Genomic DNA, 17,426 nt, shown 5'->3' with positions numbered 1-17,426 from the left:
ATGTAATTTTAATTTAGAGGAGTTGTTTGTACATGGCTAAAGTAGAAAGTTTTACGTTAGATCATACCAAAGTTTTAGCACCTTACGTTCGTAAAATTACGGTGGAAAATGGTCCTAAGGGCGATGCCATCACTAATTTTGATTTGCGGTTAGTTCAACCTAATAAGACTGCGATTGATACAGCGGGCTTACACACGATTGAACACATGTTAGCCGGATTATTGCGTGATCGGATGGATGGCGTGATCGACTGCTCACCATTTGGTTGCCGGACTGGTTTTCATTTGATTACTTGGGGTGAACATGACACCGTGGAAGTTGCTAAGGCATTGAAGTCCTCATTAGAATTCATTGCTGGTCCAGCTAAGTGGGAAGATGTTCAAGGAACGACGATTGATAGTTGTGGGAATTATAAGGACCATTCGTTATTCTCGGCTAAGGAATGGGCTAAGCTGATCTTATCACAAGGGATTTCATCGGACCCGTTCGTTCGCAAAGTCGTTGAATAGTCTGAAATTTTAAAATTAAGCGTAGTTGATAGTGCTAATCAAAATGGGTCTAGCTTTCGGTAACCGAAAGCTAGACCCATTTTTTGATGAACATTCAATTAGCAGATCAAGCTGAGGTGCACGAATTTATGTGGCATGAATTATTGTCAGAGGATGTCAATTAGTTAGAGACTTGTTCGTCAGTATGCGCGTACCTAGTTCCGATCTCCAGGGCGGGGGTGCCGATCGTTACAAACAACGTGTTTGTCATCGATTGGCACTCACGCCGCAAAATACCGCGTCGTCTCAAACACGGGTCTTATTCTCAGTCGGCCACTTTTGACTTTAAGGTTGAGTGGCGTCTGGTCATTATCAGTAGCAACTAATATCATTTTGAAAATTAGAAATACGATGAGTAGGAGAATAAAAAAATATACCAATTTAAGTGAATATGTGAATAAATATTCTTTAATATAATGAATATTCCGCAAATATCGAATATTTTTCAAAAATAGTTGCATAAAATTAAAGCCGGTGGTACGATACTGTCATTGAGAAAAGCAGTGATAAAAATTTCGGAGGTACAAATCAATGGTCAAACAAAATGATAAAATTATTCTCGCTTATTCTGGTGGTCTAGATACGTCAGTTGCTATTAGTTGGTTAAAAGACAAGGGCTACGATGTTGTGGCTTGTGGTATCGATGTTGGTGAAGGTAAGGACATGGATGCTATCAAAGAAAAGGCATTGAAATTAGGGGCAGTTTCATCATATATGATTGACGCCAAGCAAGAATTTGCTGAAGAATATGCTTTGATTGCCTTGCAAGGACATACTTTATATGAAGGGGAATATCCGTTAGTCTCAGCGCTTTCACGGCCATTGATTGCTAAGAAGTTAGTGACGCTGGCCAAGCAAGAACATGCCGTGGCCATTGCCCATGGCTGTACTGGTAAGGGGAATGACCAAGTTCGGTTTGAAGTTGCGATTCATGCGTTGGCACCCGACATTAAGATTGAAGCGCCTGTTCGTGACTGGCACTGGTCACGGGAAGAAGAAATTGATTATGCCAAAGAACATAATATTCCCGTGCCAATCAATCTTGACAGTCCTTATTCCATTGATGAAAACTTATGGGGACGGGCTAACGAATGTGGTATTTTAGAAGACCCATGGCAAGGAGCGCCCGCCGATGCGTTTGATCGGACGAAAGCACTAGCTGACACACCGGACACGCCAACCACCCTTGAGATTACCTTTGAAGCCGGAGTGCCAGTCGCTCTGGATGGTGAATCTTTAAATCTAGCAGATTTGATAATCAAGTTAGATAAAATCGCTGGTGAACACGGGATTGGCCGGATTGACCATATTGAAAACCGGTTAGTCGGCATTAAATCTCGTGAAGTCTACGAAGCACCAGCCGCAACAGTTTTACTCAAAGCACATAAAGACTTAGAGGATTTAACGTTTGAACGGGAATTAGCCCATTTCAAGCCAATTATTGAACAAAAATTAGCGGATACCATTTATAACGGTCTTTGGTTCTCACCGTTAATGGAAGCAATGGTTGCTTTCTTGAAGCAGACACAACAAGTGGTTAACGGTGTCGTTCGGGTACAGCTTTTCAAGGGCAATGTTATTACTGAAGGCCGGAAGTCACCTAACTCCCTTTACGATACGAACTTAGCAACGTACACTTCAGCAGATTCATTTGACCAACAGGCGGCGGTTGGTTTTATCAAATTATGGGGCCTACCAACGCAAGTTAACGCTCAGGTTCAAGCGAAGGCTAAGGCCGAAGCCAAGACTAATAAGGCTCACGCCTAATGAGTACAAAAAAACTATGGGGTGGCCGGTTTACAGAAACCGGTGCCAAGTATGTTGATGACTTTGGGGCGTCCATTAGCTTCGACCAGCTACTTGCCGCAGAAGATATTGCTGGTTCATTGGCACACGTTAAGATGTTGAAGAAGACGGGCATCTTACCTGCTCAAGATGTTGATCAGATTGTGGCTGGCCTAGAAACGTTGGCAGAACGCCAGAAACAGGGTAAGCTGGAATTTTCAACGGTCAACGAAGATATTCATATGAATATTGAATCATTATTAACTGAAGAAATTGGACCGGTGGCTGGCAAATTGCACACAGCTCGTTCACGGAATGATCAAGTTGCTACGGATTTTCACTTGTATTTGAAGCATCAGCTGCCGTTGATCTTGGATCGGCTACATGAGTTGGAAACAGTGTTGGTAGCTAAAGCAAGTGAAAACGTAGAGACGGTGATGCCAGGGTATACGCATTTGCAACACGCCCAACCGATTTCATATGCGCACTATTTGTTAGCTTATTATCAAATGTTCAAACGTGACATGGATCGGTTTGAATTTAATATGCAGCATACGGACATTTCGCCATTGGGTGCTGCTGCGCTAGCCGGGACGACTTTCCCAATTGACCGGGAATATAGTGCTAAATTATTAGGATTCAGTGAAGTTTATCATAATAGTTTAGATGCTGTTTCTGACCGAGACTTTGTCCTTGAATTTCTCAGCAACGCGTCAATTTTGATGATGCACCTCTCGCGGTTTTGTGAAGAAATTGTCAGTTGGAGTAGTTATGAGTTCAAGTACATTAGCTTGAGTGATCAGTTTTCAACTGGTAGTTCAATTATGCCGCAAAAGAAAAATCCAGATATGGCTGAATTGATTCGGGGCAAATCCGGGCGAGTCTACGGCAACCTAATGGGGCTATTGACCGTGATGAAGGGCATTCCATTGGCCTATAACAAGGATCTCCAGGAAGATAAAGAGGGGGCGTTTGATACGGTGACGACCGTGTTGACGAGTCTTCATGTCTTTACTGGAATGATAGCAACGTTGACGGTTAATGAAGACCGAATGGCGGATGCAACAACTAATGATTTCTCAAATGCGACTGAGTTAGCAGATTATCTTGCCAATAAAGGGATTCCATTCCGCCAAGCACATGCGATTGTAGGCAAATTAGTCTTGGATGGCTTGAAAAAGAAGCGCCCATTGCAAGCGATTCCGCTCAGCGAGTATCAAGCTATCTCACCATTGATTCAAGAAGATGTCTACCATGACTTAGATGCAAAAGTTGCGATTGAACGGCGGCATTCACTAGGTGGCACTGGTTTTGATCAAATTAAGCAGGAATTGCAACGAGCACAAGTGCAATTAGCGGCTTATCAATCAGCAACCATCGATTAATTAATGTTTATCAATTTGACCATTGATATTATTTTCGAAGCGACCTCTAAGTGGCGGATTATCGACACTTAGAGGTCGTTTTTAATATGAGAAGAGTAATAGTTGGCGCTTCAGAAAATCCTTAAGCTGAAATAAAGTTCATCAGAAAAATTGGAAACTCTTACATTAACTGGTAAGATGGAATTAATATCGGATATGGGAGATGTTGATGTATGTTTAATGATCATCGATGGGGTTTTGATTGGACCGAGTTTATGACGGGAATTATTTTCTTGATTGCCGCTTACTTCGTCATCAAGCAACCTCAGGCGGCACTGTTAAGCTTAGTCTTTTTATTTGCAATTGCCGCAATTATTAGTGGGATTACCACGATTGGTGGGTACACCAAATTGCGCCGTGAAACAGGTCTACGAGCAAATTTCGCCCTAGTGTTTGCGATTATTGATATTCTAGTGGGGTTACTATTTTTATTCCACGCGCCAACTGGTGTTCTCGTGCTCGGGTACGTCTTTGCTTTTTGGTTCTTGATTGACTCAATTGAACGTTTGACCGTGGTCTCACATTTACGGGTCTTCGGGACGGGATATTTTGTTTTATCATTAATTTTGGACATTATTAGTTTGGCATTAGGCATTTTATTAGTCATTAATCCAATGATTGCGGTAATTAGTTTCAATGTGTTAGTTAGTTTTTATTTCGCAGTTTTCGGGATCAATGCTATCTTGATTGCCTTTGCCCGGCGTAATTAGTTTAATCAGTGTTTGGCACGTTAGCGATTCCTGGGTTCGGTTGTTACGAGCGTTCATTCGTAATGCTGGCCTGGCGTTAACGGGCCATTTTTGTAACATGATTTTAACGGATTATCCGCATCAAACGATGGGGTTAGTGATCCGTCAGTAGAAATGACACGCCCGGTGTGTTATACTACTGACAATATGGACAAGAGGGGGCAAATACAATATGGCAGAATCATTACAACTCGTAATTATTTCTGGGATGAGCGGTGCTGGTAAGACGGTTGCTGTTCAAAGCTTTGAGGACCTAGGCTATTTTTGCATTGATAATATGCCACCAGCGTTATTACCGAAGTTCTCAGAATTAGTCGAGGAGTCGGGTAAAATAAAAAAAGTAGCGCTAGTAATTGATTTACGTTCGCGGGCTTTTTACGATGAAATCATGGACATGTTGGCTAACTTAGACAACACGGACTTTGTGTCGACTCGGATTCTGTTTTTAGATGCTTCCAACGAAGAATTGGTTTCACGGTACAAAGAAACGCGTCGGTCACATCCACTGGCCATGGAGGGGCGCGTAATGGATGGCGTGCGCAAGGAACGCGAACTATTAGCACCGCTGAAAGATCGGGCTTCATACGTCATTGATACGTCGACGTTGACGCCCCGTGAACTGCGCGAATCAATTTTTGATAAATTTGAAACGGACCAGGATGAGACTTTTCATATCGAGATGTTATCCTTTGGGTTTAAATATGGCTTACCTATTGATGCGGATATTGTTATGGATGTGCGGTTCTTACCAAATCCGTACTATATTCCAGAATTGAAGAAGCAGACGGGCTTGGATAAGCCCGTGGTAGATTACGTCATGGAGCAGCCAGCGACGGAAGCCTTTTATCAACAGTTTTTAGGCATGTTGGAGAGTATTATGCCTGGCTATGAAGCTGAGGGTAAGAGTAGTCTAACGATTGCCATCGGTTGTACGGGTGGACAACACCGCTCCGTTGCTTTGACGCAACGTATCGGTGAAGCTCTGGCTAAGCACTATAAGGTGCATATTAGTCACCGTGATATTGATAAACGAAAGGAAACTGTTAATCGCTCATGAGAAAATACACATTTAAGACTCAGCGGCCTAAAATTGTGGTGATTGGCGGGGGGACCGGCTTACCGGTCGTTCTGAAGGGTCTGCGTAAACAGGCTGTGGATATTACTGCAGTAGTGACGGTTGCTGATGACGGTGGTTCGTCCGGTATTATTCGCAATTACGTTAACGTGGTCCCACCTGGTGACATTCGTAACGTGATGGTGGCTTTATCGAATTGGCCCCACCTATATAAAGATATCTTTCAGTATCGTTTTCAGGGTGATGATCAGTTCTTTGCTGGTCATGCGATTGGTAATTTGGTGATTGCGGCGCTGACGGAAATGAAGTCAGGGGTTTTTGACGCGGTCCAAGAACTATCTAACATGATGCAAGTAGATGGTCATGTCTTTCCAGCTGCAAACGAAGCACTGACGTTACATGGTAAGTTTAGTGACGGTACGGAGTTAGTGGGTGAAGCTGAGATCACGGCGGCGCACAAATCACTAGAGCGCGTCTGGGTCACTGATAAGAATGGCAAGGAACCGCAAGCCGTCCAACCCGTCATTGATGCAATTATGGCAGCAGATCAGATTGTCTTGGGTCCAGGGAGCTTATTTACCAGTATTTTGCCGAACTTAACGATTCGTAATATTGGTCAGGCCGTTTGCAAGTCTGATGCAGAAGTCGTTTATATTTGCAATATTATGACGCAAAAAGGTGAAACGGATCATTTTTCTGATGCTGATCACGTCCGGGTTTTAAACCGTCATTTGGGTCAAAACTTTATCAATACAGTTTTAGTTAATACTGAAGAAGTGCCAGAAGATTATATGGATTTCCATAAGTTTAATGAAGTTTCACGCCAGGTAAGCCATGATTTTCGCGGCTTACGGGAACAAAATTGCCGGGTGATTTCATCGAATTTTTTGAAACTCCGTGATAATGGGGCCTTTCATGATGGCGACCAAGTCGTCGCTGAATTAATGAATTTAGTCGGTCATTCCGACGTTTTAAGATAAGGGGGTTGCGGCATGTCCTACGCCAGTGACGTTAAGAAAGAATTAACTAACCTCGCTGTCCATCGCGAGAATGCTAAGGCTGAATTAATGGCTTTGATTCGAATGAATGGGGCGATTAGCATTGCTAACCACCACTTTATTTTGAATATTCAGACGGAAAATCCGGCCATCGCGCGGCGTATTTACCGGCTACTCAAACAATTTTACGACGTTGATAGTGAATTGATCGTTCGACGTAAAATGAAGTTAAATAAAAATAATTTGTACATTGTACGTTTAAAGACGGGTACGGATATGGTGTTAGGCGATTTGGGTATTTTGAAGGATTATCAAATTGTCGAGGTTGCGCCAACGGAAGTGCTAACGGATGACGCGGCCGTTCGGTCCTATTTACGGGGTGCTTTTTTGGCGGGAGGTTCGGTGAATAATCCTGAAACTTCCCGGTATCATTTGGAAATTTACTCACTGTATGAGGAACACAATCATATGATTTCAGAAATGATGAATCAGTATGGTTTGAACTCGCGAACGACTGATCGGCGTGGCGGCTTTATTACGTACATCAAGGAAGCAGAAAAAATCGCGGACTTCTTGTCATTAGTGGGTGCCACGAATGCCATGCTTAAATTCGAAGATATTCGGATTATGCGTGATATGCGGAACTCGGTTAATCGGTTAGTCAACTGTGAAAATGCCAATATGGATAAAGTGGCCAATGCGTCTAGCAAACAGATTGAAAACATTTTACTGATTGACGAAACGGTGGGATTGCAACAATTACCGCCGAAGTTACAAGAGGTCGCGGTTGCGCGCTTGGAACACCGTGAAGTTAGTCTTAAGGAACTGGGAATCCTTGTTCCAGGTGGGCCAATCTCTAAATCTGGTATCAATCATCGCTTACGCAAGATTAATCAATTTGCCGAACAGCTACAAAAAGATGCCTAAATACAGGCCATCCGTCTTGAGAGTTGCGCTGAATAGTTATTGAGAAGCTTACTGACACTCTTTTGGGAGTGTTGGGAAGCTTTTTATTTAGGACGGGTGTTGTTGCCAATCTTTTAGATCAGAAAAAACACTTGACAAAAGTAAGTGAAGCTATTTATACTGAACACATCTTATGAAATCGGAGAGACGTAATCATGCAAAAATTAGCGACGCAAATGATGATGTGCTGCCCATGTTGTGAATCAAACAACATGGCTATTTGCGTTGAATTACAAGCGTCTCTGCATCAAAAATAACGAACTTGAGCTCAAATCGTTAATTTTGAAACGCCTGCTTGGAATCTGACGAGATTCTAAGCAGGCGTTTTTTGTTTAGACCGATGAGAATAAGTAAATCAATAACAATTAAAATGGGAATGTAAGGGGCGAGAAGTTTGAAGAAGCGATCAGTGTTAGCGATTATGATGAGTCTAGTATTAGTGACGGTGCTGGCAGCGTGTGGGAAGCAAAGTAGTCAGTCTACTGGCAGTGGCAAGTATGCAAGTAGTCAGGTTTTAAACTTGTCGTACCCTAGTTCGTTGGATTCAATTGATATTTCCAACATGTCGGGATACGGGAGCACCGGTAATATTTTTGAAAGTCTATACCGGCTAGGGAAGAATGGGAGTATTACGCCTGGATTAGCCAAATCGACTAAAGTTTCAAAGGACGGCAAGACATATACCTTTACGATTCGCAATGCGAAGTGGAGTGACGGGTCCAAGATAACTGCACAGGATTTTGTGTATTCTTGGAAGCGCACGGTGACCCCCGCAACTAAATCACAATATGCTTATCTCTTTTCAGGGGTGAAGAATGCGGATGCGATTGTCGCTGGCAAAAAATCGCCAAGTACGCTGGGTGTCAAAGCTCAAGGTAAGCATACTTTTATCGTCACCTTGGATAAGCCAATTACTTACTTTAAGAAGTTGATGACTTACCCGCTATTTGGACCAATCAGCGAAAAGGCGGTCAAAAAATGGGGTAGCAAGTACGCAACCAAAGCCCAATATATGCTATACAGTGGGCCGTTTAAATTAACTGGCTGGACAGGGACCAATAATAGTTGGCAATTTGTTAAGAACAATCAATACTGGGATAAAAAAGCAGTTCATTTACAAAAAATTAATTACACCGTTAATGAAAGTACGACAACAACGCTGAACTTATTCCAAGAAAAGAAGCTGGACTTAACACAATTAGCGAGCGAGCAAGTGAAGAATATGAAGACTAATGCTGACTATACGACTTATCCATATTCGATCACGGCGTTCCTAGTTTATAATTTTCAAGACAGCAACGCGACAATCAAAAAAGCACTCAGTAACGCTAAGATTCGCCAAGCCATTTCTCTTTCTATTAATCGGGAAACGTTAGTCAAGAATGTAATTGGGGATGCGTCAACGGTCTCGAAGACGTTTGTTCCACAAGATTTAGCTAAAGATCCGAAAAATGGTAAGGATTTTGCGGATGAGTCAACGGTTAAAAATTCAACGTCATATAACAAAGCGCTGGCACAAAAGTTATGGAAACAAGGCCTTAAGGAAACAGGAATCAAGAAATTGTCCATTCAGTTATTAGCTTCTAATGACGAACCTAATAAGCCAATTTCACAATACTTGAAATCAGCACTAGAAAAGAATCTCGATGGTTTGACAGTCAACTTGTCCAACATCCCATCAAAGGTGGCTTCAAGTCGTGCTCAAAGTGGTGATTTTGACCTTTATCTCAGTGGTTGGGGCGCTGACTTCAACGACCCAATCTCACATTTGCAAATTATGACTAATAATAGCGGTTATAATTACGGGAAATATAACAGTAGCACGTACAATGCATTGGTTAATAAGGCGCAAAACCAGGATGCCAATGATACTAGTGCTCGGTGGCAAGATATGATCAACGCTGAGAAGACGATCATGAAGGATCAAGGAATTACGCCATTGTATCAGACAGTATACTCTTATTTACAAAATCCAAAGGTAAAGGGTATTATTCATAATACTGCTGGGACACAGTGGAATTATAAGTATGCTTATATTGCCAAATAATTAACTGATTGAGGAGCGTTCATGGTAACTGGTCATTTGGCTGTTACCTTAGTAGGAGCGCCAGGTCCATACGCTGCCTTGGTCAAAACAAAGTAGTGGTCCATTCCGATTTGTCGAAGTGTCTTGACGAATCGAAGTGGACCGCTTATTTATTTCGATGAATGATTCTGCAGTGCCTAAGTTTGTCATGCAAGACAGCTGCACTGATTGGTCTATGCTGGTGTTACATCGTTGACCACGTACTTGATTGGCCGATGTTGGGCCATCGCAATCACATTCTCCGCGACAATGGTGGCCATACCATCGCGAGCTTCGACCGTTGCGTTGCCAAGATGAGGTGTTAAAATGACGTTGTTCATCGTGGTCAAACCAGGTGTGACTTGCGGTTCATGTTCGTAGACGTCGAGTGCAGCGCCAGCAATTTGATGTTGTTGCAGGGCCGTCACAAGTGCTTGCTCGTCGACAATTGGCCCCCGCGCGGCGTTGATGAGGAGCGCCGTTGACTTCATTTTGCTAAAAGCAGTGTTACCGATTAGATGCGTTGTTTGTGTGGTAAGTGGCAGATGTAAAGTAACGATGTCGGCACGTTGCAAAAGTTCATCCTGGGAGACAAAGGTTGCGCCAAGTTGCGTTTCACGGCTAATCGGTAGGCGGTGGTGTTGGCTATATAAGATGGGCATGTCAAAGGCGTGCAGTCGTTTGGCAACGGCTTGACCAATTTGGCCAAGGCCTAAGATGCCGAGTGTCTTGCCTTGTAAATTGTGGCCGAGAAAGAACAGTGGTGCCCAACCGTTAAAGCCGCTAGTTCGCATTAAGTGATCGCCTTCCACGATACGATGCGCTAAGCTGATAATCAAACCGACTGTTGATTCAGCGGTTGCGACCGCCGAAACGTTCGGCGTGTTCGTGACTGAAATCTGGCGCTTAGCCGCTGCCATGATGTCGATGTTATTAGTGCCAGCACCAAAATTAGCAATCAGTTTAAGGTGTGGGGCGTGGTCTAAGACATCTTGATTTACTTGAGTTGAAAGTGGGGTAATCAAATAGTCGGCATCAGCGACTCGGCGGATGAGTTCCGCGTGACTGATCAGGTTATCGCCGGTATAAGTATCGATGACTAACTGACTTTGTAAAAGTAACGTATTGGCTTGGGCTGGAAGCTGACCAGCGATAAAGACTTTTGTCATTATAGAGACTCCTTTTTACTTTTAAGTTCAAGGACAAGTAATATTGTCCGGGTAGTAATCCCTGCTTATGTGCAGTATGGGCCATTGCAAAACGAATGACAAGAAAACGAACAAAAAAAACTGGACCAACGTCAAGTCAGCCCAGTCAAAGATATTAACTTATTTTAATTTGTTGTTTTCCATAATATCATCGATCAAACCGTAGTCTTTAGCTTCTTGTGCGCTTAAGTAGTTATCACGTTCAGTATCATGGTTCAACTTTTCAACGGATTGTCCCGAGTTGTCAGCTAAAATCTGGTTGATCTTTTTACGAGTCTTCAAGATTTCTTCCGCAACAATTTCAATTTCCGTTTGTTGACCTTGAGCGCCACCAGATGGTTGGTGAATCAAGATTTCAGAGTTAGGTAAAGCAAATCGCTTGCCCTTAGTACCAGATGAAGCTAAGACGCTGGCCATGGAAGCAGCCATCCCCATAACGATGGTTTGAACATCAGATTTGATGAAGTTCATCGTATCGTAGATTGCTAAGCCGGCGGTAACGACACCACCCGGTGAGTTGATATAGAGATAGATGTCCTTACCTGAATCTTGAGCATCTAAGAAGAGTAGTTGGGCAATAATGGCGTTTGCCATGTTATCTTCAATGGGACCGGATAACATAATGATACGGTCCTTTAATAGTCGTGAATAGATGTCATAAGCACGTTCGCCACGTGATGACTGTTCAATAACTGTAGGAACTGGATACATGATTTGTTAGCCTCCTAAGGTTGCATTATTTGATTAGCTGATTGCTAATATAAATGTAGTTTACCGCTAAGGTCAGTGAAGGTCAAAAGAAAAACCTCAAAAACAGAATTCCGTTTATGCAGTTAACGTGGTATACTTAGGTTTCTATCATAATACGGCTTGAGATTGGGTGAACCCAATCTCTTTTTTTTCAGCGATTTTAGGCAGTAGGCCTTGGATTAAGTATTGCGTCTATCTTGGCTTGAAAATGATGCTTTCTTATAATAATGATTCAAGATTAAGCAGTGATCGACTTACATATTCAGTACTAATATGGTGATTTAAAAGTAGTTGGCCCGCATAATTCCGTTATTACGCTAGTAGGCTAATCAAATTACTTTGACCTTGTTGCTGGACTCAAGCTGCTCGCAATGAATTAATTAGTATCAGATGTATGAATGAAATTTGCCATGGTTAAAAAAAATATAATATAATTATAGTAATTATTATTTGAATAGCGTAAGTTTAGCTGTTATTAAATCTACTAAACGACTACACTGGTATATGATTTACTTGAACTGATTACTTTTTGATTATTTTTACTTGGATGAGCGGGTATAGGTACTATTACTGACCCAGAAAGGATATTGCTTGTTGTTTGGTTTAAATTAAGTTACCATATGAAGATGTGACTGGTATAGTCCAGTAGTTGTCACTTAAATAAGTGCAAAAAAAAAACTGAGAATCACTTCTCAGCTACTGATGCGCCCGGAGGGAATCGAACCCCCATCTCAAGAACCGGAATCTTACGTGCTATCCATTACACCACGGGCGCCTAAACAACATATTATATTTTAGCGAATAATGGATAAAAACACAAGGGTTTTACATAAAAATTTATTCAGGGAGGTATTTTTATGGCACTGGGACCAGGATTTCGCCAGCAACAGCGGCAATCACAGAAATTAGCAATGACCCAGCGACTACAACAATCCATTCAGATGTTGCAGTTTAATGTGGAAGAACTACGAGATTTTCTGACGCAAAAAGCATTAGAAAACCCATTGATCGATGTGGATACAAATTGGAATAATAATCATGCAAGCTTGAACGCAGTCAAAAATGTAACCACTAAGGCGGATTTCATTGAGCGGGTGTCGACTTCGAATCAGCACTCGTTATTCGAATATTTATTGGATCAGATTCATTTGACGTTACGTGATACCCATTTGCGGCAAATTGTCCTGTACTTAATTGAGTATGTTGATGTCAATGGTTACTTGCGAATCGATGAAGCACAGGCTCGGCAGGCAACTAAAGCGACGCCGATTGAACTATTAGATGCTATTACCTTATTACAGCAGCTTGATCCACCGGGTGTTGGGGCGCGTAGCTTGCAGGAAGCATTAATGTTGCAAACCGAAAATGATGACCATGCTCCTAACTTGGCGTACATCATCTTAGAAGAAGACTTCGAGGCGTTTGTCAATCGTCAATGGGAATTGTTGGCTAAGAAATATCAAGTTGAACTTGCTGATATTTCAAGCATTTACGACTACGTCCGCACACTCACACCAGTACCTGGCGCAGCAATTGGACAGGAAACGACCGGGTATATTTTTCCAGATCTGGTTGTGACCAATCAGAACGGCCAATTAGCGCTAAGGACAGCTTCAATGGCGCAGCCAGTTGTGAAGTTTCGTAGCCGATATTACCATCAGATGGGGCAACATGATGATCAAGAAGTGACGGAGTATCTGAAAGAAAAGAAAAATGAATACGATTGGATCGCCAGTAGTTTGGCACAACGCGAGGCAACGATATTTCGGGTTGGAACGGTCATTATTGAACGTCAAGCTGATTTTTTCTTAGAAAAAACAACGGATTTACAGCCCTTATTGCTTCGGGATGTTGCGCAACAGCTAAAGGTTCATGAATCAACGATCAGTCGCAGCATTAATGGTAAATATATTCAGACCGATTTCGGGATGTTTGAACTTAAACGTTTCTTTACTAAAGCGGTCAGTAAACGTCCCACTGGTGGCAAAGTAGTATCGGCGGATAGTGTTCAGCATCGAATCATGGCCTTGATTGAGCAAGAAAATAAAGAAAAACCGCTTTCGGACCAAAAAATTGTTCAGATTCTTAATGCGGAAAATGTCGAACTTTCTCGGCGAACTGTCGCTAAATATCGCGAAAATCTTAATATTCCGCCTTCGTCAAAGCGAAAACAATACTTGAGAACCGAACAATAATTAAATGCGGTATTTGGACCAGTCGGGTATAAGTTTAATTGGGGTTTCATTTGCAACCATCTTATGAACCTGTTATAATTCATGTTGTGGTAAGAGAGGTATGCAACATTGATTTCTTAGTGAATTTGCGTTGTGTGCTTTGTTTTTTGAAGTCTTTGGGTCGTTTTTCGACATAGCTGGACCAGACCCGTCCCACTAGAGAGCAGGTTGAATGCCATGCATTCAGATATTCAATGGATTGAGGCAATTGCCCCAGATATGGTTGATATGCTGAGTCGTCGTTACTTAGTATTAAGAACCATTAATTGGATGGCCCCAGTTGGACGTCGACTATTAGCTCAGACATTAGGCGTTAGCGAACGGACGTTACGGACTGAAACCGATACGTTGCGGAAGCTTGATTTGATTATGACGAACAAGTCAGGTATGCAAGTTACCCAACAAGGTCAGGACGTGCTAGTCGGCTTAAGTCATTTTATGGATGAGTTAATGGGCATTCGCCAGAAGGAACGACAGTTGGCACAACACTTTAATATTAAGCGTTGCATCATCGTTTCTGGTGATTCCGATCGACAGTTGAAAGTTATTGGGACCATGGGCGAAGAAGTGAACCAGCTATTACAGCAGTTATTGCCGGAAGGACATAACATTATTGCTGTCATGGGTGGGCATACCATGGAACACGTGGCAAGTCATTTAACTAATAGATTAGGCGACAAACGTGATTTGCTATTTGTTCCGGCGCGTGGCGGTGTTGGTGAATCAGTTGCGATTCAAGCAAATACCATTGCGTCACAAATGGCACAACATACTGGCGGTAAATTCCGCTCGTTGTTTGTACCAGAACAGGTCAGTGAACGAACGTATGAACCACTCCTCAAGGAACCGAGTATTCAAGAGGTGCTGGCGATTATCGGGCAAGCTAACGTGGTCGTGCATAGTATCGGTGAAGCCATCTCAATGGCCCATCGCCGGAATATGTCCGAGGATCAGATCAAGGTGTTACGCAGTCGTGATGCGATTGGCGAAGCCTTTGGTTATTTCTTCGATGAGAAGGGTAACGTGGTCTATCGAATTCCACGAATTGGGTTGCAAATCGGAGAACTGGCCCATCGGGAAATTATACTCGCCATTGCGGGTGGCGCTTCAAAAGCGACCGCAATCGCCGCGTATATGAGGAACATTGCACCTAAACAGACGTGTTTAATCACGGATGAGGGTGCGGCTAACTTGATTTTAAAAAAGTAATCTTCTATAGTGAAGTTGCTTTTTAAAATAAAACTATTTTTATTTCCACAAGGAGGAAATTCTAGTATGTCTGTAAAAATTGGTATTAATGGTTTCGGACGTATCGGTCGTTTAGCATTCCGTCGTATCTTAGAACTTGGTGAAAAGTCAAGTGATATCGAAGTTGTTGCTATTAACGATTTAACTTCACCTGCATTGTTGGCTCATCTTTTGAAGTATGACTCAACTCATGGTACTTTGAACGCTGACGTTTCAGCAACCGACGATTCAATCGTTGTTAACGGTAAGAACTACCGTGTTTATGCTGAACCACAAGCACAAAATATTCCTTGGGTTAAGAACGACGGTGTTGACTTCGTTCTCGAATGTACTGGTTTCTACACTTCAAAGGCTAAGTCACAAGCTCACTTGGACGCTGGTGCAAAGCGTGTCTTGATTTCTGCTCCTGCTGGCTCAGACTTGAAGACCATCGTTTACAACGTTAACGATGACATTTTGACTGCAGATGACCGTATCGTTTCTGCTGGTTCATGTACTACTAACTGCCTTGCACCATTAGCATTCTTTGAAAACAAAGAATTCGGTATCAAGGTTGGTACTATGACTACTATCCATGCTTACACTTCAACTCAAATGTTACTTGACGGCCCTGTACGTGGTGGTAACTTCCGTGCTGCCCGTGCTGCCGGTGTAAACACTATTCCTCATTCAACTGGTGCTGCTAAGGCTCTTGGCTTAGTTATCCCAGAATTGAACGGTAAATTACAAGGCCATGCACAACGTGTTGGTGTTGTTGATGGTTCATTAACTGAATTAGTTGCTATCTTAGACAAGAAAGTTACTGCTGACGAAGTTAACGCCGCAATCAAGAAGCATACTGAAGGTAACGAATCATTTGGTTACAACGATGACGAAATCGTTTCATCTGATGTTATCGGTACTACTTTCGGTTCAATCTTCGATCCTACTCAAACAGAAGTTACTTCTGATGGTGACAACCAATTAGTTAAGACTGTTGCTTGGTACGATAACGAATACGGCTTCACTTGCCAAATGGTACGTACTTTATTGAAGTTCGCCACTCTCTAATATCTGTTAGATAGTTAAGAACTTTAAAACCGCATATGGTTTTGACGGCGGGGGGAGGCAAAACTCCTCTTGCCGTTTTTTTAATTTCAGCAGTCACGAATTCTAGGAGGATTTTAACATTGGCTAAATTAATCGTTTCAGATTTAGATGTTAAAGATAAAAAAGTTTTAATTCGTGTCGACTTTAATGTTCCAATTAAAGACGGCAAAATTGGTGACGACAACCGGATCGTCGCTGCCTTACCAACGATCAAATACGTGATTGAACATGATGGTAAAGCCATCTTATTCTCACATTTAGGCCGGATTAAGAGCGAAGACGACAAGAAAGGCTTAAGCTTACGTCCTGTTGCAGAACGTCTTTCAAACTTATTAAACAAGCCTGTTACCTTCGTACCTGTTACTGAAGGCGAACAACTTGAAACTGCCATCAACAACATGAACGACGGTGACGTCTTAGTTGTTGAAAACACTCGTTTTGAAGACGTTGTTAACGGCGAACAAGTTAAGCGCGAATCTGGTAACGATCCTGAATTAGGCAAGTACTGGGCTTCACTTGGTGATGTCTACGTCAACGATGCTTTCGGGACTGCTCACCGGAGCCATGCTTCTAACGTTGGGATTGCTTCAAACATGGATCAAGTTGCCGCTGGTTTCTTAATGGAAAAGGAAATCAAGTTCTTAGGTGACGCGGTTGACAATCCTAAGCACCCATTCGTTGCTATCTTAGGTGGTGCCAAGGTTTCTGATAAGATCGGTGTTATCGATCACTTAATCAGCAAAGCTGACAAGATCATCATCGGTGGTGGGATGACTTATACGTTCTATGCTGCTAAAGGCATGGGCATTGGTAATTCACTTGTTGAAAAAGACAAGATTGAATTGGCTAAGTCAATCATCGAAAAAGCTGGCGACAAGTTAGTCTTACCTAGCGACTCAATCGTTGCTGAAAAGTTTGATAACGATGTTCCTAGCAAGGTTGTTGAAGGTTCAATTCCTGATGGTTACATGGCCTTAGATATTGGTCCTAAGTCAATCGAAGAATTCAAAGACGTTTTACGCGACGCTAAGACCGTTGTTTGGAACGGACCAATGGGTGTCTTCGAAATGAGTAACTACGCCAAGGGTACACTTGAAGTTGGTAAGTTCTTAGGAACCTTATCAGATGCAACGACCATCGTTGGTGGTGGGGACTCAACTGCCGCTGTTAAGCAACTTGGCGTTGGCGACAAGTTAACCCACATCTCTACTGGTGGCGGTGCTTCACTTGAATACCTTGAAGGTAAGGAATTACCTGGTATTGCTGCTATTTCTGAAAAATAATCTG

Annotated in this window: 14 protein-coding genes and 1 tRNA gene; 12 read left to right on the top strand and 3 right to left on the bottom strand. The window is 42.5% G+C overall.

Annotated features, from left to right (window positions below):
- The first annotated feature begins 32 nt into the window (after positions 1–32).
- From RXV91_RS01840 to RXV91_RS01805, 8 genes are all read left to right on the top strand, one after another.
- On the top strand, positions 33–509 hold the full coding sequence (locus RXV91_RS01840) for an S-ribosylhomocysteine lyase (RefSeq protein WP_003641031.1): 477 nt from the start codon (positions 33–35) through the stop codon (positions 507–509).
- A 570-nt stretch (positions 510–1,079) separates the two neighbouring features.
- On the top strand, positions 1,080–2,315 hold the full coding sequence (locus RXV91_RS01835) for an argininosuccinate synthase (RefSeq protein ID WP_021731173.1): 1,236 nt from the start codon (positions 1,080–1,082) through the stop codon (positions 2,313–2,315).
- Positions 2,315–3,718, top strand: a complete 1,404-nt coding sequence (argH, locus tag RXV91_RS01830) for an argininosuccinate lyase (RefSeq protein ID WP_316438428.1) — start codon at positions 2,315–2,317, stop codon at positions 3,716–3,718. Before RXV91_RS01835 ends, argH begins: the two co-directional genes overlap by 1 nt.
- A gap of 212 nt (positions 3,719–3,930) precedes the next feature.
- On the top strand, positions 3,931–4,467 hold the full coding sequence (locus tag RXV91_RS01825; RefSeq protein WP_316438427.1) for a DUF308 domain-containing protein: 537 nt from the start codon (positions 3,931–3,933) through the stop codon (positions 4,465–4,467).
- A 211-nt stretch (positions 4,468–4,678) separates the two neighbouring features.
- Positions 4,679–5,563 (top strand): RNase adapter RapZ, encoded by an 885-nt coding sequence (gene rapZ, locus RXV91_RS01820; protein WP_251897467.1) that lies wholly within the window; start codon positions 4,679–4,681, stop codon positions 5,561–5,563.
- Positions 5,560–6,561, top strand: a complete 1,002-nt coding sequence (locus tag RXV91_RS01815) for a YvcK family protein (RefSeq protein WP_316438426.1) — start codon at positions 5,560–5,562, stop codon at positions 6,559–6,561. Before rapZ ends, RXV91_RS01815 begins: the two co-directional genes overlap by 4 nt.
- 12 nt (positions 6,562–6,573) lie before the next feature.
- The gene (gene whiA / locus RXV91_RS01810; RefSeq protein WP_316438425.1) at positions 6,574–7,506 is read left to right on the top strand and encodes a DNA-binding protein WhiA; all 933 of its coding nucleotides are present in this window, start codon (positions 6,574–6,576) and stop codon (positions 7,504–7,506) included.
- Between the two features lie 433 nt (positions 7,507–7,939).
- Positions 7,940–9,592, top strand: coding sequence for a peptide ABC transporter substrate-binding protein (locus tag RXV91_RS01805; protein WP_316438424.1), 1,653 nt, complete (start codon positions 7,940–7,942; stop codon positions 9,590–9,592).
- Between the two features lie 212 nt (positions 9,593–9,804).
- Here the strand turns inward: RXV91_RS01805 and RXV91_RS01800 are convergent, their stop codons facing one another.
- The 3 genes from RXV91_RS01800 to RXV91_RS01790 form a co-directional block, all read right to left on the bottom strand.
- A complete protein-coding gene (locus RXV91_RS01800; protein ID WP_316438423.1) occupies positions 9,805–10,779 on the bottom strand; it encodes a 2-hydroxyacid dehydrogenase family protein in 975 nt (324 codons plus the stop codon).
- Positions 10,780–10,938: 159 nt separating this feature from the next.
- On the bottom strand, positions 10,939–11,529 hold the full coding sequence (gene clpP, locus RXV91_RS01795; protein ID WP_003641041.1) for an ATP-dependent Clp endopeptidase proteolytic subunit ClpP: 591 nt from the start codon (positions 11,527–11,529) through the stop codon (positions 10,939–10,941).
- 742 nt (positions 11,530–12,271) lie between these two features.
- A tRNA-Arg gene (locus RXV91_RS01790) sits at positions 12,272–12,343 on the bottom strand.
- A gap of 82 nt (positions 12,344–12,425) precedes the next feature.
- Here RXV91_RS01790 and rpoN point away from each other — a divergent pair.
- The 4 genes from rpoN to RXV91_RS01770 all read left to right on the top strand — a co-directional run bounded on the left by rpoN (position 12,426) and on the right by RXV91_RS01770 (position 17,422).
- On the top strand, positions 12,426–13,763 hold the full coding sequence (gene rpoN / locus RXV91_RS01785; protein WP_316438422.1) for an RNA polymerase factor sigma-54: 1,338 nt from the start codon (positions 12,426–12,428) through the stop codon (positions 13,761–13,763).
- Between the two features lie 216 nt (positions 13,764–13,979).
- A complete protein-coding gene (locus RXV91_RS01780) occupies positions 13,980–15,011 on the top strand; it encodes a sugar-binding transcriptional regulator (protein WP_021731162.1) in 1,032 nt (343 codons plus the stop codon).
- A gap of 66 nt (positions 15,012–15,077) precedes the next feature.
- Positions 15,078–16,100, top strand: coding sequence for a type I glyceraldehyde-3-phosphate dehydrogenase (gene gap, locus RXV91_RS01775; RefSeq protein ID WP_003643974.1), 1,023 nt, complete (start codon positions 15,078–15,080; stop codon positions 16,098–16,100).
- Positions 16,101–16,219: 119 nt separating this feature from the next.
- Positions 16,220–17,422 carry a phosphoglycerate kinase gene (locus RXV91_RS01770; protein ID WP_316438421.1) on the top strand — a complete coding sequence of 401 codons (1,203 nt, stop codon included), beginning with the start codon at positions 16,220–16,222 and terminating at the stop codon, positions 17,420–17,422.
- The last annotated feature ends 4 nt before the right edge of the window (positions 17,423–17,426 follow it).

This window comes from Lactiplantibacillus sp. DA1, from assembly GCF_032681335.1.
Lineage (GTDB): Bacteria > Bacillota > Bacilli > Lactobacillales > Lactobacillaceae > Lactiplantibacillus.
This window is presented reverse-complemented; position numbering and strand designations above follow the sequence as displayed.

Bases quoted from the DNA above. Each gene is read 5' to 3' on its own strand.
- RXV91_RS01840 (WP_003641031.1), top strand. From the start codon at position 33: ATGGCTAAAGTAGAAAGTTTTACGTTAGATCATACCAAAGTTTTAGCA.
- RXV91_RS01835 (WP_021731173.1), top strand. From the start codon at position 1,080: ATGGTCAAACAAAATGATAAAATTATTCTCGCTTATTCTGGTGGTCTA.
- argH (WP_316438428.1), top strand. From the start codon at position 2,315: ATGAGTACAAAAAAACTATGGGGTGGCCGGTTTACAGAAACCGGTGCC.
- RXV91_RS01825 (WP_316438427.1), top strand. From the start codon at position 3,931: ATGTTTAATGATCATCGATGGGGTTTTGATTGGACCGAGTTTATGACG.
- rapZ (WP_251897467.1), top strand. From the start codon at position 4,679: ATGGCAGAATCATTACAACTCGTAATTATTTCTGGGATGAGCGGTGCT.
- RXV91_RS01815 (WP_316438426.1), top strand. From the start codon at position 5,560: ATGAGAAAATACACATTTAAGACTCAGCGGCCTAAAATTGTGGTGATT.
- whiA (WP_316438425.1), top strand. From the start codon at position 6,574: ATGTCCTACGCCAGTGACGTTAAGAAAGAATTAACTAACCTCGCTGTC.
- RXV91_RS01800 (WP_316438423.1), bottom strand. From the start codon at position 10,779: ATGACAAAAGTCTTTATCGCTGGTCAGCTTCCAGCCCAAGCCAATACG.
- clpP (WP_003641041.1), bottom strand. From the start codon at position 11,529: ATGTATCCAGTTCCTACAGTTATTGAACAGTCATCACGTGGCGAACGT.
- rpoN (WP_316438422.1), top strand. From the start codon at position 12,426: ATGGCACTGGGACCAGGATTTCGCCAGCAACAGCGGCAATCACAGAAA.
- RXV91_RS01780 (WP_021731162.1), top strand. From the start codon at position 13,980: ATGCATTCAGATATTCAATGGATTGAGGCAATTGCCCCAGATATGGTT.
- gap (WP_003643974.1), top strand. From the start codon at position 15,078: ATGTCTGTAAAAATTGGTATTAATGGTTTCGGACGTATCGGTCGTTTA.